General features: G+C 56.1%; 26 protein-coding genes and 1 riboswitch. Of the genes, 6 read left to right on the top strand and 20 right to left on the bottom strand.

The window, feature by feature from the left end; translation table 11 throughout:
• Positions 1-238 precede the first annotated feature (238 nt).
• The 3 genes from G5B47_RS10690 (at position 239) to G5B47_RS10680 (ending at position 3,131) form a co-directional block, all read left to right on the top strand.
• Positions 239-1,672 (top strand): sugar porter family MFS transporter, encoded by a 1,434-nt coding sequence (locus tag G5B47_RS10690; protein ID WP_165097702.1) that lies wholly within the window; start codon positions 239-241, stop codon positions 1,670-1,672.
• A gap of 172 nt (positions 1,673-1,844) precedes the next feature.
• The gene (locus G5B47_RS10685) at positions 1,845-2,810 is read left to right on the top strand and encodes an ArsR/SmtB family transcription factor (RefSeq protein WP_165097700.1); all 966 of its coding nucleotides are present in this window, start codon (positions 1,845-1,847) and stop codon (positions 2,808-2,810) included.
• 162 nt (positions 2,811-2,972) lie between these two features.
• Complete coding sequence (locus G5B47_RS10680) at positions 2,973-3,131, top strand: asparagine synthase (RefSeq protein WP_165097698.1); 159 nt, start codon at positions 2,973-2,975, stop codon at positions 3,129-3,131.
• 202 nt (positions 3,132-3,333) lie between these two features.
• Here G5B47_RS10680 and G5B47_RS10675 read toward each other — a convergent pair whose 3' ends face one another.
• The 12 genes from G5B47_RS10675 to G5B47_RS10620 form a co-directional block, all read right to left on the bottom strand.
• Positions 3,334-4,104 (bottom strand): class I SAM-dependent DNA methyltransferase, encoded by a 771-nt coding sequence (locus tag G5B47_RS10675; RefSeq protein WP_165098275.1) that lies wholly within the window; start codon positions 4,102-4,104, stop codon positions 3,334-3,336.
• Between the two features lie 28 nt (positions 4,105-4,132).
• Positions 4,133-5,071: a CvfB family protein gene (locus G5B47_RS10670; RefSeq protein ID WP_165097696.1), complete on the bottom strand. Its 939-nt coding sequence runs from the start codon at positions 5,069-5,071 to the stop codon at positions 4,133-4,135.
• Positions 5,068-5,415, bottom strand: a complete 348-nt coding sequence (rsfS, locus tag G5B47_RS10665) for a ribosome silencing factor (RefSeq protein ID WP_025333990.1) — start codon at positions 5,413-5,415, stop codon at positions 5,068-5,070. The genes G5B47_RS10670 and rsfS overlap by 4 nt, the downstream gene beginning before the upstream one ends.
• The gene (yqeK, locus tag G5B47_RS10660) at positions 5,412-5,990 is read right to left on the bottom strand and encodes a bis(5'-nucleosyl)-tetraphosphatase (symmetrical) YqeK (protein ID WP_165097694.1); all 579 of its coding nucleotides are present in this window, start codon (positions 5,988-5,990) and stop codon (positions 5,412-5,414) included. The genes rsfS and yqeK overlap by 4 nt, the downstream gene beginning before the upstream one ends.
• Complete coding sequence (locus G5B47_RS10655) at positions 5,962-6,564, bottom strand: nicotinate-nucleotide adenylyltransferase (protein ID WP_025333988.1); 603 nt, start codon at positions 6,562-6,564, stop codon at positions 5,962-5,964. Before G5B47_RS10655 ends, yqeK begins: the two co-directional genes overlap by 29 nt.
• 102 nt (positions 6,565-6,666) lie before the next feature.
• The gene (yhbY, locus tag G5B47_RS10650) at positions 6,667-6,960 is read right to left on the bottom strand and encodes a ribosome assembly RNA-binding protein YhbY (RefSeq protein ID WP_165098273.1); all 294 of its coding nucleotides are present in this window, start codon (positions 6,958-6,960) and stop codon (positions 6,667-6,669) included.
• A 73-nt stretch (positions 6,961-7,033) separates the two neighbouring features.
• Entirely contained in the window at positions 7,034-7,909 is an 876-nt protein-coding gene (locus G5B47_RS10645; protein WP_165097692.1) for a shikimate dehydrogenase, read from the bottom strand.
• 17 nt (positions 7,910-7,926) lie between these two features.
• The gene (yqeH, locus tag G5B47_RS10640; protein WP_165097690.1) at positions 7,927-9,054 is read right to left on the bottom strand and encodes a ribosome biogenesis GTPase YqeH; all 1,128 of its coding nucleotides are present in this window, start codon (positions 9,052-9,054) and stop codon (positions 7,927-7,929) included.
• Positions 9,051-9,578 (bottom strand): YqeG family HAD IIIA-type phosphatase, encoded by a 528-nt coding sequence (locus tag G5B47_RS10635; RefSeq protein ID WP_165097688.1) that lies wholly within the window; start codon positions 9,576-9,578, stop codon positions 9,051-9,053. Before G5B47_RS10635 ends, yqeH begins: the two co-directional genes overlap by 4 nt.
• Before the next feature lie 86 nt (positions 9,579-9,664).
• Complete coding sequence (locus tag G5B47_RS10630) at positions 9,665-11,899, bottom strand: DUF4129 domain-containing transglutaminase family protein (RefSeq protein WP_165097686.1); 2,235 nt, start codon at positions 11,897-11,899, stop codon at positions 9,665-9,667.
• Positions 11,899-13,137, bottom strand: coding sequence for a DUF58 domain-containing protein (locus tag G5B47_RS10625; RefSeq protein WP_165097684.1), 1,239 nt, complete (start codon positions 13,135-13,137; stop codon positions 11,899-11,901). Before G5B47_RS10625 ends, G5B47_RS10630 begins: the two co-directional genes overlap by 1 nt.
• 2 nt (positions 13,138-13,139) lie before the next feature.
• Positions 13,140-14,096: an AAA family ATPase gene (locus G5B47_RS10620; protein ID WP_165097681.1), complete on the bottom strand. Its 957-nt coding sequence runs from the start codon at positions 14,094-14,096 to the stop codon at positions 13,140-13,142.
• Between the two features lie 240 nt (positions 14,097-14,336).
• Between G5B47_RS10620 and G5B47_RS10615 the strand changes: the two genes are divergently transcribed.
• Positions 14,337-15,029, top strand: coding sequence for a DinB family protein (locus tag G5B47_RS10615; protein ID WP_165097678.1), 693 nt, complete (start codon positions 14,337-14,339; stop codon positions 15,027-15,029).
• An 84-nt stretch (positions 15,030-15,113) separates the two neighbouring features.
• Here the strand turns inward: G5B47_RS10615 and spoVAE are convergent, their stop codons facing one another.
• The 4 genes from spoVAE to G5B47_RS10595 form a co-directional block, all read right to left on the bottom strand.
• The gene (gene spoVAE / locus G5B47_RS10610) at positions 15,114-15,464 is read right to left on the bottom strand and encodes a stage V sporulation protein AE (RefSeq protein ID WP_165097675.1); all 351 of its coding nucleotides are present in this window, start codon (positions 15,462-15,464) and stop codon (positions 15,114-15,116) included.
• Positions 15,461-16,495 carry a stage V sporulation protein AD gene (gene spoVAD, locus G5B47_RS10605; RefSeq protein ID WP_165097672.1) on the bottom strand — a complete coding sequence of 345 codons (1,035 nt, stop codon included), beginning with the start codon at positions 16,493-16,495 and terminating at the stop codon, positions 15,461-15,463. Before spoVAD ends, spoVAE begins: the two co-directional genes overlap by 4 nt.
• Positions 16,492-16,992, bottom strand: coding sequence for a stage V sporulation protein AC (gene spoVAC, locus G5B47_RS10600; protein ID WP_235949822.1), 501 nt, complete (start codon positions 16,990-16,992; stop codon positions 16,492-16,494). The genes spoVAD and spoVAC overlap by 4 nt, the downstream gene beginning before the upstream one ends.
• A gap of 131 nt (positions 16,993-17,123) precedes the next feature.
• Entirely contained in the window at positions 17,124-17,336 is a 213-nt protein-coding gene (locus G5B47_RS10595; protein WP_165097669.1) for a hypothetical protein, read from the bottom strand.
• Between the two features lie 60 nt (positions 17,337-17,396).
• Here G5B47_RS10595 and G5B47_RS10590 point away from each other — a divergent pair, with 60 nt between their 5' ends.
• Entirely contained in the window at positions 17,397-18,470 is a 1,074-nt protein-coding gene (locus G5B47_RS10590) for a M42 family metallopeptidase (protein WP_165097667.1), read from the top strand.
• Between the two features lie 262 nt (positions 18,471-18,732).
• On the opposite strand, the gene G5B47_RS10585 is transcribed toward G5B47_RS10590, so the two are convergent.
• The 4 genes from G5B47_RS10585 to G5B47_RS10570 are packed head-to-tail and all read right to left on the bottom strand — an operon-like array spanning position 18,733 to position 23,894.
• Complete coding sequence (locus tag G5B47_RS10585; protein ID WP_165097666.1) at positions 18,733-19,920, bottom strand: mannitol-1-phosphate 5-dehydrogenase; 1,188 nt, start codon at positions 19,918-19,920, stop codon at positions 18,733-18,735.
• Positions 19,917-20,357 carry a PTS sugar transporter subunit IIA gene (locus G5B47_RS10580; RefSeq protein ID WP_025333973.1) on the bottom strand — a complete coding sequence of 147 codons (441 nt, stop codon included), beginning with the start codon at positions 20,355-20,357 and terminating at the stop codon, positions 19,917-19,919. The genes G5B47_RS10585 and G5B47_RS10580 overlap by 4 nt, the downstream gene beginning before the upstream one ends.
• 18 nt (positions 20,358-20,375) lie before the next feature.
• Positions 20,376-22,445 carry a BglG family transcription antiterminator gene (locus G5B47_RS10575; RefSeq protein ID WP_165097664.1) on the bottom strand — a complete coding sequence of 690 codons (2,070 nt, stop codon included), beginning with the start codon at positions 22,443-22,445 and terminating at the stop codon, positions 20,376-20,378.
• A gap of 12 nt (positions 22,446-22,457) precedes the next feature.
• Positions 22,458-23,894 (bottom strand): PTS mannitol transporter subunit IICB, encoded by a 1,437-nt coding sequence (locus tag G5B47_RS10570; protein ID WP_165097662.1) that lies wholly within the window; start codon positions 23,892-23,894, stop codon positions 22,458-22,460.
• Positions 23,895-24,101: 207 nt separating this feature from the next.
• Positions 24,102-24,199, top strand: a riboswitch (purine riboswitch).
• Between the two features lie 55 nt (positions 24,200-24,254).
• Between G5B47_RS10570 and G5B47_RS10565 the strand changes: the two genes are divergently transcribed.
• Positions 24,255-25,667: an 8-oxoguanine deaminase gene (locus tag G5B47_RS10565; RefSeq protein WP_165097660.1), complete on the top strand. Its 1,413-nt coding sequence runs from the start codon at positions 24,255-24,257 to the stop codon at positions 25,665-25,667.
• The last annotated feature ends 89 nt before the right edge of the window (positions 25,668-25,756 follow it).

Here is a 25,756-nt window from a genome sequence, read left to right as displayed (position 1 = left end):
AGGCATTCTCCTCCCCCTTTCCCGCCCGACCTTAAAGAAATGCGCAAAAGAGCACAAAATCGTGCAGGGGATTGCTCAGCCGCGCACTTTTGGGGAATGTTATAATTCAAATATGAACGGCGCCACCTTCATTTATCGGCATCCGTTGTTAAATGCAATAAGACGGAGGTTAGGCATTTAGTCTTATAACGTCTTGTCATTCAAGAATTACGAAATGGGCTTGGAGAGGGGTAAATATATGAGTACTCTAATTAACAATCCGGCAAAAGAACAGGAGAGCAGCATTAAATTTGTTATGCTTGTAGCGATGGTTGCAGCTCTTGGCGGTTTTTTATTCGGATTCGATACGGCAGTCATGTCGGGAGCAAACGGATTCCTCCGCACCCGGTTTGAGCTGGGCGACTTCATGCTCGGCTGGACGGTATCCTGCCTGATTATCGGCTGTATGGCCGGAGCGGCGGTATCCGGTGCGTTGGGCGAACGGTTCGGCCGTAAAAAGGTTCTGATTACGGCGGCAATTTTGTACACTGCCGGAATTTTCGTGTCCGCCATTTCGCCGAGCCTGCTGATCTTTATCGTGGCCCGCATGATCGAGGGCATTGGCATCGGTATCACCTCAACGCTCTGCCCGCTCTATAATGCGGAAATTGCGCCCGCGAAATACCGCGGACGGCTGGTCGCCATGAACCAGATGGCGGTGGTATCCGGCATTCTCATCGGTTCTTTCCTGGCATTTGGCGTATCCAGCCTCGGCAACGATGCATGGGACGTATCCACCGGCTGGCGCATCATGTTCGGAAGCGGCATCGTTCCGGGACTGCTGTTCCTGGTTCTGCTGTTCCTGGTTCCGGAAAGCCCAAGATGGCTGATCAAGAAAGGAAGGGCCGCTGAAGCCCTGCCGATTCTGCTGAAGATTCACGGAGAAGAGCTGGCGAAGAAAGAAGTGCTCGACATCAAGCAGACCTTCAAGCAGGACGAGGAAGCAAAAGCCGCCTCCGGACGGAGATTCACTCCGGCTCTGCGCATCGTTCTTATCGTTGGTATTATCACCGCTATGCTTCAGCAGGTTACGGGAATCAACGCGGTTATGTACTATGCGCCGGAAATTTTCCGCCAGACCGGAGCCGGAACGAGCGGCTCTCTTACCCAGACCATTATGGTCGGGCTGGTCAACCTGATCTTCACCGCGCTATCTCTGTGGCTTGTCGATAAACTTGGACGCAAGCTGCTGCTGCTCGTCGGTTCGATCTTCATGACAATCAGTCTTACAATCATCGGCTTCGCCTTCTATACGGGACAGACAAGCGGTCCGATCGTCCTGATCTGCATTCTCGTTTACGTCGCGGCCTTTGCTATTTCGCTTGGAGCGGTTGTCTGGGTAATTCTGTCCGAGATCTTCCCAAGCCGGATTCGCGGCCTGGCCACAGCGGTCGCAACAATGGCCCTGTGGGGAGCCGACTTCGCGGTGTCCCAGTCCTTCCCGCCGCTGCTCGCTTCCGCGGGACCAGCTGTAACGTTCTGGATTTTCGGTGCGACGTCCCTGTTCACCTTCCTCTTCACTTGGGGAGTCATTCCCGAGACGAAGGGCAAATCGCTCGAAGAAATCGAAGCGATGTGGGAGACCAAGCACAGCGGCAAACAGGAGAGCCTGCATCCTTCCCTGCAGGATTAATTGACGCTTAAGACGGTAGAAGCGATAATTTAAATAATAGCGAGCGAGGCTGTCCCTTCGTCACCTTGGTGATGACAATTGGGACAGCCTCGTTATATTATTTTGCCAAAATTCGTTTATAATTATGTAAACTACTGATTTTCACAAAGCCTACTGGGAGAAGGAAGCACATATGATCTACATTAAAGATTTAAAGAGCGGCCTGGATATCTTCAAGGCGCTGAGCTCCGAAATCCGGATTCAAATTCTGGAGATGCTGGGCTCCAACCAGGAACTGAACCTTAACGAAATCGCCAAACGGCTGAATCTGACCAACGGCGCGATTACCATGCATATTAAAAAACTGGAAGAAAGCGGTTTAATCAAAATCACTACTTCGGTGGGCAAGCACGGCATCCAGAAGGTGTGTTTTTTGAACAAAGACCGGCTGATGGTTGATCTCCGCAGCAAGGATGCCGACAATCTGTACGAAGTCGAGATTCAGGTGGGCCACTACAGCAACTATGCTGCCGCTCCAACCTGCGGTCTGGCGACCCGGGAACGGATTATCGGAGATCTGGACGAGCCCCGGTATTTTGCCGATCCGCAGCGGATTCATGCGGAGATTGTCTGGATGGCCGAAGGCTTTCTGGAATACCGGATTCCGAACTATTTGAAGTCCAACCAGCGCTTCCGCGAGATTCAGTTCTCGCTCGAGCTGGGATCGGAAGCTCCCGGATGCCTCGATCCTTATCCATCGGATATATATTTTTACCTGAATGGCGTAGAACTCGGCTACTGGACAAGCCCCGGCGATTTCGGAGATCCAAGGGGAACGTTCACCCCCGATTGGTGGCCTCCTCATTTGAATCAATACGGGATGCTGAAGCTGATCCGGATCAACCAGGAAGGATGCTTTATCGACGGCTGCCGCAGCTCGGACGTTACACTGAACGATATCAAGCTTGATTACAAAAGCGAGCTGACCTTCCGCATCGCCGTTACCGACAAATCGGTAAACAAACGCGGGCTGACGATCTACGGCAAGCATTTCGGCAACTACAGCCAGCATCTGCTCGCCCGGGTGCTGTACGATGTCCGCGAGACCAAAGAGCTTCAGCACGCTGCAGCCGAAGCTGTAACAGAAGCGCGCTCCTGAGAACCGGATTTTCTCCCTCCGGCGATGCTCTTGGAAGGGTTGAGTTTAAAGCCGGGGTCTAACGTATCGCAGATTCAAGGCTTTCCTATGTTCGCATAGTCTTGCTGCTCCGCGTGCACACTATTCTTCGTCACCCAAATCCAGCGAGAAGGAGTGTTTCAAATGCGTGAAGGTTTGATTCCCGCCGTTCTTGGTACCGTTGTATCCGCTTCTGGGGCCGCTTTGCTTGGAAGCAAGTATAAGATGATTGCTACAGGCGTACTTGGCTTTGGTCTCGCGCATGTTGTTCTTGGCGCCATCGACCTGATCGAGCATCGGTAGCAGGCTTTGGAAGACAGGATATTCCGCTGCGTTCCAGCGCTTCGCGGGATATCCTTTTTTGTGATTCGCTTAATTCTCCAGCCTGTCGAATTCTCCCTATATAAAGGTGAAGGCGCTCTCTCATGCAACGGCAAAAAAGCGGTTCTTCTCCAGAGCCGGAGAAAAACCGCCAATCATCACTTTATAAACTCGGGCATTACCGTTACTTTACTGCCACATAGAACAGCCGCTGGGCTTCGTTCCCAGCCGGAATCCATTTAAAGTCGGCATACACCTGCACCTGACGGAAGCCGGCTTTTCGCAGCTCTTCCGCCATCCACTCGGGATCATATGCCCGCTGAACATGGACTTCCTCAAACCGGCGATACCGATCGCTCCCCGGCGCTTCGCTCACGAAGATGGACAAATGATGCTCGATCTCCATTCTCGGCTCATCCAGATCACAAGTCCAGATGTACGAAACGGAAGGCTCATCCATAACAAAAGGCTGCTCTTCCGCATAGCGGATCAGCGTCGATGGATGGTGAACATCGAACAGAAAGCTGCCTCCCGGCTTAAGCCCCTCGTATGTGCGCTTGAAGACCGAAGCAATCCCGTTCTCGTCTAGGACATAATTCAGGCTGTCGCAAAAGGAAATCACGGAGTCCACCGGTTCCGGAAGCTCCCATTCCCTCATGTCCTGCCTGATCCACCGGACGCTTCCCTCTCGCAAAAAAGCGAGGCCTTGCGGAAGCTCCTCCAACTTCTGCTGAGCCACGGCGAGCATATCAGATGACAGGTCAATCCCCGTCATCTGATATCCCGCTTTGGCCAGCGGGATGGTGAGACTTCCGGTGCCGCAGCCGAGCTCGGCCACCGACTTCGGCTTGCCCAGCCGTTCCCAGGCGGTCTCGGCAAAGGCCAGCCACTGCGGGTACGGCATATCGGCCATCAGTTCATCGTAGACATATGCAAATTTTCCATAGGAGGTCACACAAGGCACCGCGCTTTCCATTGCTTTCTTATTCGGCAGAGCTTCCGCTGCCGCCGCCATTCTGCTTGCCGGAAGCCTCGCCGGCCTTCTCTCCCTGCACCAGATACGTCCAGCTTTCCTTCTGGGTGATGAGGCCTTCCTTCATCAGCTTGCCGAGCGCACGCTTGAACGCCGCCTTGCTGATTCCGAACCGCTGCTTGATGATATCCGGCGGCGTCGCATCCGAGTACGGCATCCCCCCGCCCGGGCGGTTCTTCAGGAACTCCAGAATCTTCTCGGAGTCGATATCCCGTCCCACTTCCTTGCGCTGGGCCATGGACAGATTGACTCGTCCGTCCTCCCGGATGTGGGCCACCCGGACCTCCAGCTCCTCACCCAGCCGAAGCAGCCGCGTCCGTTCCGAGGAATGGATCATGCCGATCGCGCCGAAGCCGAGAACGCCCCCGTCCACAATGACGAAGGTGCCCATTTGAAGCGGCTTGTACACCCGGGCCTTCAACCACTGGCCCTTCCAGCTTGCAGGTGCCTGGAATGTAAGCGGAGCGAGCTCCGGTTCACCCGCAAGCTTCGCCCGCAGCCGCCCCTGCTTGTCATGCTCCATGATGACGAATACCCGGTCTCCAACCTGAGGATGCAGCTCCTTCAGTTCAGGCAGCTCGCGGATGGGCAGCAGCAGTTGGCGGCCAAGCCCCATCTCCAGGAAGCATCCCAGCCGGGGATGAACGTCGGCCACTTCCAGCAGGGCCAGCTCGCCAAGGGTAAGATACGGTTTCTTCATCGTCGCCGCAAGGCGGTCTTCCGTATCGTAGAACAGGAACACTTCGATGCGGTCGCCCGGCTTGATTTTGTCCGTAAGCTCCGTGTAGTGAAGCAGCACATCCTGATCGCCCGCGTTTAAAAAATAACCGTAGGGCGAGACTTCCCGCGCCACTTCCAGCGTCATGACCGTTCCGGCGATCAGGCTCATACGTGCTCCACTACCTTCGCGTCGGACCACAGGCGCTCGATATTGTAATACTCGCGCTCGTCCCGGTGGAAGATGTGGACGACCACATCGCCCAAATCCATCAGTACCCAGCGCGCCGCGTCCATGCCTTCAATCCCGCGGATGATGGAACCGGCTTCCTGTGCTACCTTGCGAACCTCGGTGGCGATTGCCTGCACCTGGGTGTCGGAATTACCGTGGCAAATGATGAAAAAATCGCTGATCAGCGAAATGCCGCGCAAATCGAGGGCGACAACGTTCATCGCTTTTTTATCTTCAACCGCGTTCAGCGTGAGACGCAGCAGTTCTTCGGATGATTTGGTCATTCATTTTCCTCCAATACTCTTACTAAATCGTTTCTTGCCATTACCGTAAGCGGAAATACAATCTTCCGTTTCTCCAGCAGCAGGCTGATCGTGGAATCGAATCCAGCGATTAGCCCTTCTTCGAGACTCGATTTGGATAGCTTGCGGATGCGGTCAACGCCTGGAAAATCGCGGCCCGGCTCGATGTAATCGGCCAGACAGACGATTTTGTCAATCAGGGTCATGCCTTCCCGCCCCGAGGTGTGGTAGCGGATCGCGTCAAGCACTTCCCTGTCCTCGATGCCATACTCTGTCTGAGCCACAAAGGCCCCGACCTCCGCATGCCACAGCTGCTTGTCAAAGTTAAGCAGTTCCGGCGAAAGATGATTCTGCGCAATGATTTCCCGCTGCCGTTCGACCGGCCAATATTTCGCCACATCATGGAGAATGGCCGCTTTCTCGGCGCGCTCCGGATCTCCGCCGTATTTTCGGGACAGCTTAACCGCCGTTTCCATAACGCCCAGCGTATGCTTCCAGCGCTTCTCCGGCATCTGCGCGGATACCGATTTAATCAACGCTTCGCGGCTGAACTCCATACAAATTCCCCCTTTGCACGTAGTCGAATACCGCTTCCGGCACCATATACCGGATCGATTTCCCGTGGGCGGCCCGCTCCCGGATCATGGTGGAAGAGATATCAACCATCGGCATATCCGCCAGCAGCACCCGCTCGGCGATATGAACGGGAAGTTCATTCAGGTCAAGGGGTGTCCCCGGCCTGCCCACTCCTATGAAGAAGAGCCGGCGGACCAGTTCGTCGATCTCCCTCCATTTGGGCAAATACCGAACCATATCGGCTCCGATAATAAAGTAAAAATCCTCCGACGGATAACGTTCCTGCAGCTGCCGCACCGTCTCAATCGTATAGGAAACGCCTCCGCGCACAATTTCCCAATCGAGGATGCGAAAAGATTCATCGTCCTTGATCGCCTCGCGCACCAGCTCCAGCCTTTCTTCGCCAGAAGCGCCGGCAGCATGCTTATGCGGCGGGATATGCGATGGCATAAACCATACCTGTTCCAGTCCGAAGGCATCTCTGGCCGTCTCCGCGGCCAGCAAATGGCCGATATGAATGGGATCGAAGGTGCCGCCCATAATGCCGACCTTCACGCCCCCACCTCCCTTGCATAATAGCCCTCCTTGCGCCGGTCTCCTCTGCAGACCGCCAGCGCAAGAAGCACGGACGTATCACGCCCGCTTACAGACGCAGCGTTAGCGAGGCAGCTCAATGGTCTTGTTGTCACGGGATTCCTTGTACAGGATGATCGTCTTGCCAATCACCTGTACCAGCTCGGAGCCGGACTGCTCCGCAAGCTCAGCACCCACATCCTTCGGGTCCTCGTCGCAGTTATTTAGCACGCTGACCTTCAGCAGCTCGCGCTTTTCAATCGCCTCCTCGATGTGGCGGACCAGATGCTCGTTGACGCCGCCCTTTCCGACCTGAAACACAGGATCGAGATGGTGCGCAAGCGAGCGAAGATAGCGCTTTTGTTTGCCGGTTAACATCATGTATGCATACTCCTTATTTATCAACTATTATTACCCGAAAATCCCTTATTTTATTTCCATCAGCCAAGCTTCATCCGGCGCCGAGACTGCTCAGCAGCGCCCCCCGCATCGCATCGACCGGAGCGGGCTTTCCCGTCCAGTATTCCAGCGCGTAAGCTCCCTGGTAGATGAACATGCCCACGCCGCCATGAATGATGCAGCCCCTTCTGCTCCGGCTTTCCAGCAGCAGACGGGTATGAAGCGGATTATAGATCAGATCGCTGACGACGATTCCTTCCGGAATGATATCCGGATCGATCGGCATGCCTTCGGTATTCGGATGCATCCCTACCGAAGTCGTGTTGATCAGGACGTCCGTACCGGCGATGTATCGGCCGATCTCGTCAAGCCCAACGCCTTTGAGATCTCCACGGCTCTTCCAGTCTTCCGCTAGCCGCTTTGCCTTCTCCTCGTCGCGGTTCGCGATAATGACAGCCGACGGGTTCTCCTGAAGCAGCGCGTCGATAATCCCTCTTGACGCTCCTCCCGCCCCGATAATCAGTATTCTCCGTCCCGACAGATCGGAGACCGCCTCCGATTTCAGCGAACGGACATAGCCGATCCCGTCCGTATTGTAGCCGGTTAAAACTCCATTATCATTGACGATGGTGTTGACGGCGCCGATGGCTTCTGCCGCCCGGTCCACTTTGTCCAGATGTTCGATGACCGCCAATTTATGCGGAAGGGTCACGTTGATGCCCCGAAAATTCAGCGTACGGATGGCCTGGATCATCTCCCCAACTTTATCCGGGGTAACATGCAAAGGCACATAAGCTCCTGGAATGCCGAGCGCTTTCAGACCCGCGGTATGCATCACCGGCGATTTAGAGTGGGAAATAGGGCAGCCTATAACCCCTAATAGAATATTTCCGCTTGGCGAAGGCCAGGCGGCGGCAGTAACGGTCATGAGCGTCCTCCTTCAGATTAAATCAGCGAAGAGCGAACCAGCACCTTCACACCCCGCGGGGCATGGACAGCCACAACCGCGCCTTCGGTTCCGTTTATTTTGATCCAGCCCAGGCCGGATACGAATACATCGCTGCGGCTTCCTCTGGCAATTCTGAATTCATGCCGCTGCCAAGCAGGGAGCTTGTCGGCATCTTCTTTGGCCGGGGGGGACAGCATTTCGCCGAGGTGATTGCGGTACAGCTCGTCCGCCCGCTCCAGCTTGGTCCGGTGAATGTTCAGGCTCCCGCTGATATAGCAGGTGAACGATTGATGCTCACCCTGCACAAAATCGAACCGGCCGAGCCCGCCAAAAAAGAGCGTCTGACCCGCGTTCAGCTGATATGCCGCAGGTTTGAGCGGCTTCGCGGGCATCACCGCGTCCAGATCGCGCCGTTCAACCAGCTCGCTGTAGCGCCAAGGGTAGACGATCCCCGGTGTGTCAATGATGAAATGACCGTCGTCAAGAGGAATCTTGACGCTGTCAAGCGTCGTTCCCGGATAGCGGGACGTCGTCAATTCCTGCTCCAGATCGCTATAATCCGAGATAAGCCGGTTGATCAGCGTGGACTTGCCTACATTGGTCGCGCCCACGACAAATACGTCGCGGCGGCCGCGAAGCGAAGACACCGAATCCAGCAACCGGTCAAAGCCCTGTCCCCGCTTGGCGCTGCAGAGGACGACTTCCTCTGTCTTCAGTCCAAGCTCCTTGCTGCGCTGCTGGACCCAGTTGCGCAGCTTGTTCCAGTTGGTCACCTTGGGCAGAAGATCGCATTTGTTCACGGCCAGAATGACAGGATTGCTGCCGACGAACCGCTGCAGTCCCGAAATCAGGCTGCCCTCAAAGTCGAACAGATCGACAATGTGGACGACAAGCGCGTTCTTCTCGCCGATGCCGGAGAGCAGGCGAAGAAATTCATCCTGATCCACGGAAACCGAAGAAACCTCGTTATAATTCTTGATGCGGAAGCACCGCTGGCATACTACGGGCTCCCGGTTGTAAGCCGATTCCGGCAAATATCCCGGCCGGTCCCGGTCCTCCGTCTGCAGCTTGGCGCCGCAGCCGCTGCAGCTGACGGGACGCTGCCGTTCGAGCTGTTCGTTCATTCGTGTTGTTCCTCCTCGTGCCACAATCCTTGTTTGCGCAATCGGGTCAGCGCGATCCGTTCCAGACGGCGGTTAATACGTGTGCCGATTCCTTCGTCACTCAGAGCAATCGGCTGAACCAGCACGGTAAACAGCCCCAGGCGGTTGCCTCCGAATACATCCGTGAGCATCTGGTCGCCGACGACAATTGTATTCTCCGGTGCAAGGCCCATCAGCTTCATGGCCTTCCGGAAAGGGGCGTTGGTCGGCTTGCGCGCTCCATGGACGAATTCAATATTCAGCGGCGCCGCAAACCGCGAAACGCGGTCCATGTTGTTATTGGATACGATCACCAGCTTAAAGCCGAGCCGCTTCACCTTTTCGAACCACTTCAGCAGCTCCGGCGTGGCCAGCGGCGCCTTGGCGCCGACCAGCGTGTTGTCCAGATCGGTAATGATGCCCCGGTAGCCCTTGGAATACAGTTCCTCGAGATCAATATCGAATACCGTATTCACCCCCAGTTTGGGGACAAGCATCTCAAACATACGTTCACCTCAATTTCATACGACAAACTATATCATAATCTTTACGCTTCGGAAATAATTGGGCGGGAAATCTCCGCGTTCCGCTCTTACTTCACCCGCAACAGATTTTTGCGCAGCCGCAAAGCTTCAGTATACACGGACTGCCAGTCTTTGTCTTCAATGACTTCCGGGCTGTACTTCGCTTTCTCAAACCAGCCGAGCAGCGCGGCAAGCGCTGACGAAGCGCCTGGCCGCTCGCCGCTCCAGCGGAAGACCGATTCCCTAAGCGTCTCATGCTTCTCCCGGGCAAAGCCTTTTCGCCGCATGTACGCGGTCCAGCGCTCCGTCTCCGCCACGATCTTCTCTGCCGGCGTAAGCGGCCGTCCGCTGCGCATCCGCTGCAGCAGGAAGCGAAGATCGAACCGGCGATGCCATAACAGGTAAGCGGCCCAGCCTGCGATGATGACGGCTGCGGCGGCAACGGTCCACGCACCAACGGACAAGCTGCTTGCTTCAGCGTTCTGACCGGCAGCCTGCTGCGGGTCCTGCTCGCTCCCGCCGGGCGGCTCTGATGCCGCCGGCTCGGGATCGGACTCGCTCTGTGTCAACATCGGAGCATTGAAGCCCGGCGTCGCCTCCACCGGAATCCACCCGTAATCCCCGAAATAAACCTCGGCCCAGGAATGGGCGTCTGCATTGGTGATCGTGTAGTTATTGTTGACGACCTGCCCCTGCCGAAGCGCCAGACTGTCGGGAAGCTGGGCCTGCTCGCCGGGGGCATAGCCTTTGACCCAGCGGGCCGGGATATCCAGCGAGCGCGCCATCGTCACCAGAGCAGTGGAATAGTAATCACAGTAGCCCTCTCTGATTTCAAACAGAAAGCTTTCCACAAAATCTCTGCTTTTTTTACTGGACAGGTCCGGTTCATTCGTATAAGGAAACGTTTGTTGTAAATATTGTTGCAGAAGGAGCGTCTTTTCATACGGAGTCTGTGCCGCCGATGTAACTTCCTGAGCGAGGCTCCGTACCCGTTCCGGGAAATTGTCCGGGAGCTGCAGGAACTGGCCCGGAATATCTTTCCCGTTGTACAGGTCGGAGTACGACTTGGAGCTCAACTCCTCGACCGGAACGACGGGCAGCTCGGAAGTCAGCACGTACGTTTTGGGATACGCCGCGGAGCTGTTCCCGTTAATGACCAGTGCGCCATCCTGACTCCGCCAGGACAAGCCCTGCGCCTCTTCCTGGCCGTCAATGGAATCAATCCTTGATATGGAATAAGCGCCGAACAGCACCGGATACCGGTTGTTGCTCAGCATCCGTACGGTATATTTGATCTCCTGAGTTTCGGTAGCGGGGGCATAGTCATTCTCCAGCGTCTTACCCGCCTCCGCCGGTTCCAGGCCGGTCTGCCTGCTGCGGATGTTGTCGCTCCAGCCTCTGCCGGAGTAGACGTTTCTCGTCTCGCCCCGCATATATATCCGTGAATCCGAGGTGACCGACATCACCGGAGAGTAATCGAAGGCAAATCCGCCTCCGAGATTGTTATCATTGAGACTGTAGCCGGAAGCTGTCCTTGCCGATCCCGTGCCGCTTGTTCCTGTGGTTCCCTGTGCGGCGCTTCTGCTCTGCGGCGCACCGTCGCCGTTCCATTCCCTCCAGGCGGTATAAGGATCGGTCAGCGTCGGCTTGACCGTCGGTGCATTGACGCCGGTCAGAATAACCAGCGCAAAAATAACGGCGATATTGACCGCTATTTTCAGCGGATAATCAAGCAGATACTTCCAGCTCCGGGGATAGCGCAGCTGAAAGGTCTTTAAATGATTGCTGACCAGCCAGCCCAGCCCGGCGAACACCGTCCAGGCGACTTCCTGCCACATCACCGACGGCGTGAACGAATCCAGCGCGGCAAAAGCGGCAATATTCATGCCTATGAACAGCAGAATGCGCCTCTTGGTCGTCACCAGCAGAGAGGCCGACAGCATAAGGGCCCAGGACACCAGCGCAAACCAGAGATACGGCGTCAGCTGCGAAAATACTTCGGGCAGCCGTTCGCCAAGCCGCTCCGAAGGAAAGGCGGGTATATTAAGGCCGTAATATTGAATCGTCCGGTATACGGTATATAGAACTGCGGCCGCTTCCAGCAAGATCCGGTACAAGATGCGGAACGGGAGCAGAATCTCGATAGCCGCCGTTACCGCCAGCGAGATCAGCACCGCAGCGCTGGTCTGCTGCAGCCAGATCGGTTCGGTAAAAGAAAGCCATTGAAGGGCAATGATCAATATCCAAAGCAGACTTAAGGTATGGTGCCATGACGATTTTAGAAGGCTCCACCAGTTCTTCATCACAGGCCCCCTCCCAGCACACCGGGCAGCTCCTGAAGCTCGCTCACCTTGTATCCGATGACGCCGCGGGATTGCAATTCATCCTGCCATTCGCTGCGGCGCATACCTGAAGGATTCAGCACCTGGATATGGCAGGGGGTCATCCCCCGGCTCTCAGCCCAGCGCAGCGTTCTCAGCACGTTCTCGCCGGTCTGGGGACTGATCAATACGAAATACGCGCCTTTGGGAAACATCCGGCCGCTCTTTTCCAGCCTCGGGACAAGCGGACCTCTCCCCTCGCCGTTAATATCGATAAGATACTGAATCATCTTCTGCCGCTCCGCTCCGCTCTCGGCGGGAGCGAACACTTTGGTGTTCCGGTCGAGACAGCACATTCCGATGCCGATCCGCTCCCGGATGCCGTAGCCAAGAAGCGAAGCCGCCGTGGAGACGGCAAGCTCGAATTGCGCGGAAGACGAATAGGCGGATGAGGTGCCGTCGAGAATAAGTATCGTTTTGGGCAGGGATTCATGCTCGAACTCCTTGGATTTCCATGTTCCCGTCTTGGCTGTCGCATTCCAGTGAATCCGGCTCATGCGGTCGCCGTAGACGTAATCGCGGACGCCGTTAATTTGCGTCGTCTCCCGGCGGGACGGAGACAGCGAGGCCTGGGGGCCGGCCAGACGGGAGTTCCGCTCATACATCATCCATCTGGGAATATGGACGGTTCGCGGCAGCACCCGGAACTGTCCTTGCGCGAGAAAGGCTCCCCTGTACTCCACCAGTCCGAATATATCCTCGCTGGCCACCTCCGTCTCGGAAAACGTATAACGGCCCCGTTCCAAAGGAGGCGTCTGGAACCTCAGCTCCCCCCGCCCCCTGAAGTTCGGAACGACGCTTTCCTCGAACACCCACGACTCTCCGTTATGCCTCTTGAGCATTTCGCGGACAACGATAAAGGGCAGGGGCAAAAAGCCCGGGAGCGCGATTTCGAGCTTGACCCGCAGGTGTCCGCCCGCATGCAGCACATCGAGCTTGTCCCCTTCCCCGGTGAGAGTGCGGGCGCCCCGCGCTCTGCGCACTCCGGCAAAACCGCCGGCGAGCAGATATACCATGAGAACCGATACCATAGTGAACAGCATAAAAGACGTCTTGCCGCCTTGAAACAGCACATACAGCAGAGTAACACACCAAACCGCGAAGATGCCGGCCAGCTTCGCCGGAAGCCTGACGGCGGCTGCGGACAAATAGCGTCTCATGCTTATTGCCTCATGGTCACGGGCACCTGGATGCTCTGCAGAAGACCGCCCAGCAGAGTATCCGTGCTGACACTGTCCAGCCGGGATTCGGGACGCAGCAGAATGCGGTGGCCGAGCGTATAAGGCGTCAGCGACTTCACATCATCCGGGAGCACATAATCGCGCTGATGCAGAAAGGCATAGGCCTTGCACGCCATCATAAAAGACAGCGCGGCGCGGGGGCTCGCCCCGAGCAGGACCAGCGGATGCTCTCTGGTGCCGCGGACAATGTCCAGCAGATAGCCGAGAACCGGCTCGCTGATATAGACCTCGCGGATTTCCTTCTGGATGGATGCGATCTGCTCCATTCCCGCAACGGGCTGGAGCCTGTCCACAGGCTGGCCCTCCTGGTGGGATAGAAGCAGGCTTCTCTCCGTGGCCGCATCGGGATAGCCGAGGCTGATGCGGAGCATGAAGCGGTCGAGCTGGGCTTCAGGCAGCGTGTAGGTGCCTTCGAAATCAATCGGGTTCTGCGTGGCGCACAGCATGAACGGATGCGGGAGCTCATAGGTCTCTCCGTCCACCGTTACATTCCGCTCCTCCATCACCTCAAGCAGCGCCGACTGCGTCTTGGTGGTGGCGCGGTTAATTTCGTCGGCAAGCAAAATATTGGTCATTACCGGCCCCGGGCGGAAGTGGAACATCTCATCCCTCGGATGATATACCGAGACTCCGGTAATATCGCTAGGCAGAATGTCGGGATTGCACTGAATCCGGCGGTAGTCGCCCGAAATCGATCTTGCGAGCGCTCGGATCAGCTGGGTTTTGCCCGTTCCCGGCACGTCCTCAATCAGGACATGGCCGCCTGCAAGCAATGCGGTCAGCAGCAGCTCTATTTCAAATGTTTTTCCGAGTATACAGGATTCCAAATTGGCGCGGACAGCATTTACGGTGTGCATCGATTCTTGGCGTACGGGCATATATAGTAAACCTCCTATGTCAGGATAAACGGTATGCTTACTATTTTACATGATTAAGAGGGGCAAAGTACATTCGGCAGGGCTTTTGAAATGAATGAAGCGCATACATCCATGCGTATTTCAGATTTGAACCGAAACAAGCCGCTTCCGCCGCAAATAATGCGCTTAATGAAGCAGGATTCCCAAAAAGTTGAAAGAATCTATCCATTGACTATATTCCATTAAAGTTGGAGGTCTGGTATGAACGGGGAACTGCGCAAGACCTGGAACGAGGATCACAAACGGCTGACGGCCATGATTCTGATTCCTCGGGAGCATAAGGAAGCGTCCGCTCTGCTGCTAAAGCTGCATGGGCTGCTGCATGGGGCCTGCGGGGATACGGATGGATCTGCGGATTATGGGGAACGGATTCTTAAAGGGACCAAGGAAGAGGCGCTGCGGCGCTATCCGGTGGAATCCACCGATACGCGGAACTCCATCGTTTGGCATCTGTGGCACAGCGCCAGAGTGGAGGATATCACCATGAACATGCTGGTCGCCGGCACGGAGCAGGTTCTGGATACGGACGGGATGCTTCAGGGGCTGAATATCCGGTTCTCCCATTCCGGGAACGAAATGACCGAAGAGGAAATGGCCGAGCTTAGCGCGGAAATTGGAATCGAAGGACTGCTTGCTTATCGGAGGGCCGTTGGGCAGAGAACGCAGGAAATCATAGCTTCACTGGAGCCGGGACAATTCAGAAACAAGGTGACTGCGGAGCGGATCGAGAACGTTCGGGAGCAGGGAGCGGTTACGGAAAAATCTGACTGGCTGACGAAATACTGGAGCGGCAAAACGGTAGGCGGCTTGATGCTGATGCCGGCCACGCGGCATAACTTCGTTCATTTGAACAAAACGATGCGGATCATCAGCAAGCTGCAGCGCCGCCGGTAACCGATGAAGTGCAGCAAGAACGTCCTATCCCTGGAAAAAAACAACCCGCCGGAAGCTGCGTCCCGGCGGGTTGTTTGTTCCAAATCAGCCTTTTGGCCGCACAAGCAGCGCAGCCAGGAAAGAAAATACGATCGCCGAAGATATGCCCGCGCTCGTAATGTTGAAGATCCCCGTCACGATGCCGAGCCAGCCATCCTGCTCCAGCTCGATCAGCGCGCCGTGCACCAGCGAGTTGCCGAAGCTGGTGATCGGCACGGAGGCCCCTGCCCCGGCGAATTTCACGAGCGGGTCATAGATGCCGACCGCGTCCGCGATCGCTCCGGCGACCACGAGCGTGCTCATCGTATGCGCAGGGGTCAGCTTGGCCACATCAAACATCAGCTGGCCAACTACGCAGATCAGGCCTCCGACGATAAACGCCCAAAGATAAATCATGCTTGTTCACCTCCGCTCTCCAGCGCAACGGCATGCGCGATACAGGGGATACTCTCGCCCTGCTGGTAAGTCAGCGGAGAGAGCAGTGCTCCTGTGGCGACGACAAGGACCCGCTTCAGCTGTCCTTTTTTCATGCGCTTCAGGATATGTCCATAGGTGACGGTCGCCGAACAGCCGCAGCCGCTGCCTCCCGCGATGACATATTTCTGCGTCTCCCGGTCATAGATCAGCAGGCCGCAGTCGGTAAATTCCGTCTGCTCCATCGGAATGCCTTCCTTGGCGAGGAGTTCCTGGGCGATGGGCAGACCGACCGATGCAAGGTCGCCGGTCACAATCATGTCGTAATAGCCCGGAGACAGCCCCGTATCGCGAAAATGCGCCGTGATCGTATCCGCGGCCGCGGGCGCCATCGCGGAGCCCATATTAAAAGGGTCCTTGATGTCAAAATCCATGATTTTTCCGATAGTTGCGTAAGTGATGAACGGCCCGGTTTGCGTTCCGTCGTTCTTCCCGACAATCGCGCAGCCTGAGCCGGTAACGGTATACTGCGCGGTTGGCGGTTTCTGCGAACCGTATTCGGTAGGATACCGGAATTGCTTCTCCACCGTACAGTTATGGCTGGCCGTTCCGGCAAGCGCATATTTGGCTCCTCCGGAATCGACGATCATGGACGCGATCGTCAGGCTTTCCATGGAGGTGGAGCAGGCGCCGAACACGCCGAGGTACGGTGTGCCCAGCTTTTTGGCGGCGAAGGAAGCGCTGATAATCTGGTTCATCAGATCGCCGCCCACAAAAAATCCAAGCTGTTCCTGCTTGAGCCCCGAATTAATCAGCGCCAATCGAACCGCCTTTTCGAATAGCCGCCGTTCCGCCTTTTCCCAAGTGCTTTCGTCCATCTTCAGGCTGTCGTACACGAAGTCGAAATCCGAAGCGAGCGGGCCTTCGCCCTCTTCCGGTCCCACCACCGCTGAAGCCCCAATAATGGCGGGCCGGGATGTGAACTGCCACGTCTGCTTGCCCAACTGCTTCATATATGTCCTCCTCCATGGCCCAAGAAGATGTAGACGATGCCGATAATAAAGGCCGCCACGACCCCGAAGACAATGACTGAGCCCGCGATCTTGAACATGTTGGTCGCCATCCCCAGCACAATCCCTTCGGAGCGGTACTCGAGCGCAGCCGAGCACATGCTGTTGGCAAAGCCGGTAACGGGAACGGCCGTGCCCGCGCCGCACCACTGCGCCAGCTTGTCATACACGCCGAAGCACGTAAGAATGACTGAAATCAGAATCAGCACCGCGACAGTCGGGCTGGCCGCCTCCCGGGGATTCATATCGAAGTTGGCCATAAAAAATTGCTGAATGGCCTGTCCGATCAAGCAGATCAGCCCGCCGGACACGAAAGCGCGCAGACAGTTTTTCAGTACGGGCCGGGACGGCTCGTGCTTTTTGGCCATTTGTTTATAAGCCTGCGGAGTCAGGGAATCAAGCTGCAGCTTGACCCCCGAACGTTTGGTTTTTGCCGGCAATGAAGGCACCTCCTATAGAATTGCGAAGCTTCGCTTTCGCCTGTACACCGCAGTCAGACCACAAGCCGTCTTCGCATCGAAGATTTTCCTTTATTGTTTGCAGGCCGGCCTCTCCTTATGACACGCAAGGCTCAGGAAAAATACAGCAGCACCACGACCAGCAGCAGAAACAGTACCAAAATGAGCATGGCTTCGCGCCGGGTTCCGGATATCATCATTCCCTCTTTCGCTCCCTTTCGGAACTTTAGCCTTCTTTTGTCCCTGAAAGCATTATATTCTCCGCCTTTCCGCCGGGTGTCGTTTCCGTGTTTCCGAAATGCGTATTTCGCAGCGTCTTCTTGCAATGGACAATCCGGCACCCCAAGTTCATACTAGACGTACGATAGCAAAGGAGAGATTGCCCGATGAATCAGGAAACCCTCGATATGTTCAAAATACTCACCGAATTCCCTTCCGCCCCGGGCTTTGAACGCGAGCTGCGCAAGCTTGTAAAAGAAGCCATGGCGCCATATACGGACGAATTCGTTCACGACCGTCTGGGCAGCCTGTTCGGCGTGCTTCGCGGCGACGCGAACGGACCGAAAATTATGGTGGCCGGCCATTTTGACGAAGTCGGCTTTATGGTCACAGGCATAACCGATAACGGAATGATCCGGTTCCAGCCGCTCGGCGGTTGGATAGCTTCCGCAGTATCTTCGCAGCGTCTGCAGATCATTACGCCCAAAGGAACGATTACAGGAATCGTCGGCGGTACGCCCATTCATCTGCTCAGTCCGGAAGAGCGTACAAAGGCCGGTGATATTAAAAAGATGTTCATCGATATCGGGGCGGACAGCCGTGAGAAAGCGATGGAATTCGGCGTAGCTCCCGGCCAGCAAATCGTCCCGATTTGTCCCTTCACTCCGCTTGCCAATCCGAAAAAAATATTGGCCAAAGCCTGGGACAACCGGTACGGCGTAGGGCTCGCCATCGAACTGGTGAAGGCGCTCAGCGGCAAGAAGCTGCCGAACACGGTCTTTGCCGGTGCTACCGTCCAGGAAGAAGTCGGCCTCCGGGGAGCCCGAACGTCGGCGAACCTGATCCAGCCCGATATATTCTTCGGACTGGATGCAAGCGCCGCCGGGGATATGACCGGCGACCGGCAGGCCTTCGGGCGGCTTGGCGACGGCGCGCTGCTGCGCATCCTTGATCCGACGATGGTCACCCACCGCGGCCTGCTGGAGTACGTGCAGGATACAGCGGATACGCACCGGATCAAGTATCAGTATTTTGTCTCTCAGGGAGGGACGGATGCGGGAGAGGTCCATTTGAGCGGAATCGGCGTCCCCTCGGCCGTGATCGGCATTTGTTCCCGCTATATTCATACCCCGGCCTCCATCGTTCATACCGACGATATCGACGCGGCCAAAGAGCTGCTCATCAAGCTGGTGGAAGGACTTGACCGAACGACCCTGCAGACCATTATTGAGCGGAGCTGAAATGCCGGCAGCTTAAGTCAAAATGATAAGCGCCCGGCTTATAAATTCTTATATTTGAACGGAAAGCCCGCGCCGGACCTCTACGGTCTTGCGCGGGCTGCTTTATATGCTTGCACATCGTGAAATTTAGCGGACCAAAATTAGAGGAATAATCCACATGAAACTTTATTATGAATTTTTCATATAATGAAATTAGCACATATCAGGCTGTAAAATTGCCAAGTTTGCGCCCGATTGGGGTCCTTGCCGTCTATTTCGGGAGCTACGCCCGTTTCAATGCGTCACGCTTTAATGCAAGTACCGGACTTAAATCGTTGTAATGCTTCAGAACCGCTTTGTGAATCTCATGGCCCGCCGGGATGCCCGTATACAGGGTAACCGCCGCCTCCAGCCCGGCTTCGGCTATGGTTGCCTGAAGCTCCGCGGCTTCGGGATCTTCCTTCACATCGAACAGCAGCGCTCCCGCCATCGACCTTGCCAGCGCCGTGAAGCTTAGGTCCCGCTCATAAGCCTGCATGGCCGGAGATACGAGGCGATCGCCCGGAGACAGCTTGCGGATCGGCGATCGTCCGACCCTGGACACTTCATCCGTGAGCGCCGGATTGCGGAAGCGCTCGAGATTTTTGCCAATATACTTGCTGTGCTCTTTCGGGTCCAGACCATGCTTGTGTACCAACACGGTTCCCGTCTCCTCCAGCACTTCGCGAACCTTGGCGGTAAGCTCTTCGTCCTCCATCGCCTGCTGAATCGTTTCGTATCCCCGAAGATAACCAAGATAGGCGGCTGAGCAGTGCCCCGTGTTTACCGTGAACAGCTTGCGCTCGATGTAAGGCTCGAGATTATCGACGTACAATGCACCTTCCACCTTTTTGTACCCCGGAATCATTTGCGAAGCATCGACCACCCATTCATAGAACGGCTCCACAACAACCTTCAGAATATCCTCATGCTGCTGAAGCGGAACGATCCGGTCCACAGCGGCGTTTGGAAAAGCGATCAGGGTATCGGCCTTTTTCCGCGTCTCTTCGTCCAGCTTGGCGTAGACCAGCTCTTTAAGCTGCGCGCTGCCGCCGATCGCATTCTCGCAGGCAATGATATGGAGCGGCTCGGATGAACCGCCTGATAACCGCTGCGACACGCCTTCTGCAATGACGTCCGCTATATGCTTCAGAATAGAAACACCAACTGCCGTTGTTATAAGATGTGAATTGGCGACGGCAGCCGCCACCTCCTCTCTCTGGAGGGCGCTGCTGAGCGCAGTTACGCCTCTCACCGTCACCGTCTCCCGGCCTTCGCTGGCCAGGGTAACCGTATATTCGCCGCGCTCCTGCAGCTCGCTTACCACTCGTTCGTTGACATCCACAAAGGTCACTTCATAGCCCGATTGCGACAGCAGCAGCCCGATGAACCCTCTTCCGATATTCCCCGCTCCAAAATGAACAGCTTTCATTGCTGAGTGACACCTCCTTCGAAAATCCCGATGATGTCAGCCGCACTTTCGGCATTCATCACCCGCTCAATTGCGTCGTCTTCCGTGAAGATCATCGCCACATTGGTGAGAATCTCCATATGATCGTCGCCAGCGGCCGCAATGCCGATCACCACGAACGCAGGCTCGTCGCCCCCAAAATCGACGCCTTCCGGAAAGCGGGCAACGGACAACCCCGTGGATTTGATATACGGCTTCGCGTCCTTCGTGCCGTGGGGAATGGCGAGTCCGCCTCCCATGTAAGTGGATACGACCTGTTCCCGCTCCAACATCTTCGGTACATACTCCTCCGTTACATGGTGCCCTTCAACCAGAAGATGGCCGGCGATCGCAATCGCTTCATATTTGTCTTTGGCGGCGGCGTTCATCACAATTTTATCTTCTGACAGTATGCTCATCGATTTCTTCTCCCTCTTTCACATTTTATTTTCGAAAAAATGCAGCAGCCCGGCGGACAGGCACGTTCTGATCTTGGCCTCTGTCCCCTTCTCCAGCAAATGCACCAGCTCCGTATCGAGCAGCATGGCGCTGATCTCGCTAAGCACTTCCAGGCTTTCTTTCGGCAGGGTGCGCGGAGCCAGCATCAGCAGAATCGTTCCGACTTCGGTATTGCCATTAAGGATAAGCGGCTCTCTCAGCCGGTATGCGGTTAAAGAAGACTTCAACACATGGCTGCTGCGGGTATGGAACAGCGCCAGCCCTGTATCGGGAATGACCTGGCTGGCCATCTTCTCCCGCTCCAGCAGCTTCTCCACCAGGATTTCCGGAGCGTCTGTAACGCCGCTGCCGCGAAGCTTATCCAGCATTTGGCGGATTGTGTCCGGTAAATCCGACCCGTCATTATCAAGCGGGCAGCAGCGGAAACGTTCGAGCAATCCTTCAATCTCATTAAGCAGCCCTCTGTAGCTCCTGATTCGCTCTTCGGCGGCTTCGGCTGCCGTCAATTGGTCCTGATTGGGAAGAGTCCCGCTGTCTTCTTCCCGCTGCGTCATGTTATGGAAGAAGCGCATCAGCTTATCGATCTCTTCCGCCGTCAGCAGCGGGCTTATCTTGATATATTTATCCTTTTCCAGCGGAAGGTCGATCGTGGAAATAATCAGATCATAATCTTCCTTATGCATCCGGGCCGCCTCGTACCAGGAGGCATTGCCCCGTATTTCGAGCTGCGGCATTTCCTTCCTCAGGCGCTCCCCCAGCAGCCGGGAAGAACTGAGGCCGCTTGCGCAGACGAGAATCGCCCGTACCTTGCGGCTTAACTGGTTCAGCCGCTCCGCCGAGGCGCCGAAGTGCATGACCAGAAAGGCAATCTCCTCATCGGGAACGGGGAAATCGAGCCCCAGCTCTTCCACCGAATCGCGGATGATGCGGAATAAATAGTGATAGTCCTTGCGGATCGGACCCAGCAGCGGATTGCGGATTCGGGTTCCTTCACGGATTCTCCTCATGGCCAGCTCGATATGCTCCAGCAGACCTTCCCTCAGGATGCGGTCGCCCTGGAACGGAATCCCGGTCCTTTGGACGGCCTGCTCCGTCAGGCGGTACACCGTATCCATCAGCGCGATGTCCCCGTATACGAAATCCGCCGAAGAAATCGATTCCTGCGCCCGGTCCAGTAAGCAAGCGATGTATAAAACCTCCGTCTTCGGAAGCTTCAGCTCCAGCTTTTCCTCCAGCCGGTTAACGAACTGCTCCGAGCCTGAAATGTTCAGGTATCCGGACTTTCGCAGGGAGGATGTCTCCTCAAGGCTGTGGAGCACCATTCCGATTTCCCCTCGCCTTACACAGACGGACAGGCCGAGCAGCAGCTCCATGTAGACATTTTCCGTCAGTTCTGATGTCCAGCTCCACTCCATGTCCCACAGGAGACTTTCAACGGCAAGCAGCCGGCTTTGGCCAATAGCTGCGAGCAGCTTCCGAAAGACGATGTGACCTCCCGTACGAGGGACGCGGCTGACCAGATCGGACTGATCCAGATGCTCGGCCGCCAGCCTCCACAGTGCGCGCCTCATATCGGCTTCACTGCCTGCAATTTCAACTCCGTAGCCTCTTCTTCGAACGAGCTGAAGCCCGAATTTGCGAACCCATGGCTCCAGTTCATCCAGATCGTTGCTGACGGTCGCCTCCGTCACTTTCAAGGTATGAGCCAGAGCGAACAGCTTCAAAGGCTCCTTCGCCTCCAGCAGCGAGCACAGCTCGAATATTTGGCGTTCTTCGACGGAATATGCCTCCGGTTTCTCTTCCTGCAAAAAGATCCGAAGCCGCTCAAGCCCATTTTCTGCTCCGTTCACCTGAATGCCTTTTCCGGATTTTCGGCTCAGGGCCAGTCCGAAATCATGAAGGATCTGCTCGGTATCCTCCATTTCACGGTGGACGGTTCGTACGCTGACTCCGATATTTCCGGCAATTTCCGCAGCCGTTATTTCCTCGCTGCTGTCCAGCAGAAGCATTATCATCTGGCGCTGTCTGGCGGTCATCTTACTTTTCATGGAGACCCTCACTTATTTCAAACGTTCAACCAGCTCGTCATATTTCGGACTCTTGAGGAAATTGTCGATCGAAACATGCTCGGCGGAAGGATTGCTTGCAATGGCCCGGTCGGTCAATGTCTTCTGGGTAACGACAATGTCGGCGTCGGCCGGAATTTCACTGACCGGAGCGTTCACCACCGTGATGTTGATGCCCGCGTTTTGCAGTTTTTTTCTCAGGACGGAAGCTCCCATGGCGCTGGACCCCATCCCTGCGTCGCAAGCGAATACAATTTTCCGTACTTCGCCTTTGCTGCGAACGTTCACGGCCGCAGTGGAAGCGGCTGCCGTTTGAGCGGCTGTGCCCGCTGTCTTCATGTCTCGGATCTTGGCCGAGGCTTCTTCAAGGCCATTTTCTGCTTCGCTCTGCTTGACGGTTTTGAGCAGAATGGAAGCAATAACGAAGGATACGGCCGCCGCGGTGATAACCCCTGCGAACACCGGCAGATATCCGCCTTTAGGCGTCATTGCGATGTAAGCGAAGATGCTGCCCGGGGAAGGCGGAGCCGACAAGCCGGCGCCCAGCAGCTGGAAGGTGAAGGTACCCGTTGCGCCGCCGCCGATAACCGCCAGAATCAGACGCGGATTCATCAGAATGTACGGGAAGTAAATCTCGTGAATGCCGCCCAGGAAGTGAATGATAATCGCGCCAGGAGCCGATGATTTCGCCGAGCCTTTACCTGCCAGCCAGTATGCCAGCAGAATGCCGAGACCGGGACCCGGATTGGATTCGAGCATGAACAGGATGGATTTGCCTGCTTTGGCGGCCTGTTCAACGGCGATGGGACTCAGGATGCCGTGATTGATCGCATTGTTCAGGAACAGCACTTTGGCCGGCTCGATGATAATGTTGACCAGCGGGAGCAGTTGGTGGTTGACCAGAAATTGAACGCCGCTTGACAGGATGCTCGTCAGGCCTTGAATGACCGGTCCGATACCGGTGTACGCGCCGAGCGCAAGGGCGCCGCCGATGATGCCGAGCGAGAAGTTGTTGACGAGCATTTCGAAGCCTGCCTTGATCTTGCCGTCGACCGCACGGTCGAATACTTTCAGCACCCAGCCGGCCAGCGGACCTACAAGCATGGCGCCGAGGAACATCGGGATGTCCGAGCCGATGATGACACCCATAGTGACCACAGCGCCGATAACGCCGCCGCGCTTGCCGTTAACCATCGATCCGCCCGTGTAGCCGATCAGAAGCGGCAGCAGATAGGTGATGATCGGGCCAACCAGTTTGGCGAGATGCTCGTTAGGCGCCCAGCCTGTCGGAATGAATAAAGCGGTAATCAAGCCCCAAGCGATAAATGCGCCGATGTTCGGCATAACCATTCCGCTTAAGAGGCGGCCGAATTGCTGCACCCGTACCCGGACGCCGCCGGATGACGCTTGCTTCGTTGCCAATGTGGCCATGTATATTGCCCCCTTGAATTAATAGAATGTAAAGCCTTTCAACAAGCTTGAAGGAATGTTATTTCCTATGGATTCATCATAAATCGAAGCGCTTTCTTTGTCACCAAATTGAAAACATGGTTTCGTCATGAACGTTGTTGACAACATTTAAGAGCTGTCGCATGAAGGGGAATAACGGTTGACATCCCTATAAGGCCTACTTATACTATTAGCAACTTTAAAGTTGTTCGTATAACCCCGATAATCGGTTCGGGGGCTCTACTGGGATCCGTAAAATCCTAACTGCGAACGCAATATTCTTCTTATATTGCGCTCGCAGTTAGGATTTTTGCATTTTTCATTTTTAGGGGAGGTTTTAGCATGAGGACACTGCTGATTAAGAATGCCCGCAACATTATCACTATGGACGCGGAGCGACGCTGCTACCCGGGAGGGAGCCTGTTCATCGAAGGCCAGGAGATCAAAGCCATCGGAACGGACATTCCTTATGAAGACGCCGATACGGTCATTGACGCCACTGGAAAGATCGTCTATCCCGGGCTGATCAACACCCATCATCATTTATATCAGACCTTCACCCGGAACATCCCGCAGGCCCAGGACTGCGAGCTGTTCGACTGGCTGGTGACACTGTACGAGATTTGGCGCCACATGCGGCCCGAGGATGTATACTTAAGCGCGATGGTAGGCCTCGGCGAACTGCTCAAGACCGGCTGTACGACCGCTTCCGATCACTTTTACTGTTTCCCGAATGCCGTCAGCGGAGAGCTGATCGACGAAGAAATCCGCGCCGCCGGAGAGCTTGGCATCCGTTTTTACCCCACGCGGGGCTCCATGAACCTTGGCAGATCGCAAGGCGGGCTTCCGCCGGATGAGGTGACACAGCCTGCCGACGTCATTCTGAGAGACACCCGCCGGGTCATTGAAACCTACCATGACGCCTCCAAATTTGCGATGGTTCGCGTCGGCGTCGCGCCCTGCTCGCCTTTCTCGGTGTCCGAGGATCTCTTACGGGAATCCGCCCGCCTGGCGCGCAGCTACGGCGTCCGGATGCATACCCACCTGGCCGAAACGAAGGATGAGGAGGATTTCTGCCTGGCAAAGCTCGGGCTCCGGCCGCTCGAATACATGGAGAAGACGGGCTGGATCGGCCGCGATGTGTGGTACGCGCACGGCATCCATTTCAGCGGCGATGAAATCCGCCGGATGGGTGCCTGCGGCTGCGGCGTCGCCCATTGTCCGAGCAGCAACATGAAGCTGTCGTCGGGGGTATTTCCGGTCCGAAGCATGCTGCAGGCAGGCGTTCATGTCGGACTGGGCGTCGACGGTTCGGCGTCCAATGACGCCTCCAATCTGCTCGGGGAAGCGCGTCAGGCCTACCTGCTGCACAAGCTGACCGCTGGAAGCGCGGGCCCGACGGCCGAAGAAAGCTTATGGCTCGGCACGGTCGGATCGTCGAGAGTGCTCGGCTGGGAGGACGCGATCGGCTCGCTCGAGGTCGGCAAAGCGGGCGACCTGTTCATGATCGATTCTCGCAGGCTGGAATATGCCGGCGCTTTGTTCAACGACACGGCCCTTCCGGTCGTGACGGGCATCAGCCAGAACGTGGACATGACCGTCGTTGGCGGACGGATTGTCGTGAAAGACGGACGGCTCGTTCATGTCGAGGAAGAACGGCTCGCGGAGGCCGCGTGGGCCGCGGCTCTTCGGATGGTTCAGGCGGCATCGGGACGAACCGGCGTCAATTACCTTAAGCATCGCGGACGCGCCTGATACGCACCAAAAAGAAATGCCCCGAAGGCCACCATCAAATGGCTTGTTCGGGGCATTGTTCGAATCTGCTGACGTTTGACGTGTGCTGC

Origin of the sequence: Paenibacillus apii (assembly GCF_011043685.1) — a bacterium.
GTDB lineage: Bacteria > Bacillota > Bacilli > Paenibacillales > Paenibacillaceae > Paenibacillus_AQ > Paenibacillus_AQ sabinae.
Note: the sequence above shows the minus strand (reverse complement) of the source record. Positions and strands in the feature narration are given on the sequence as shown.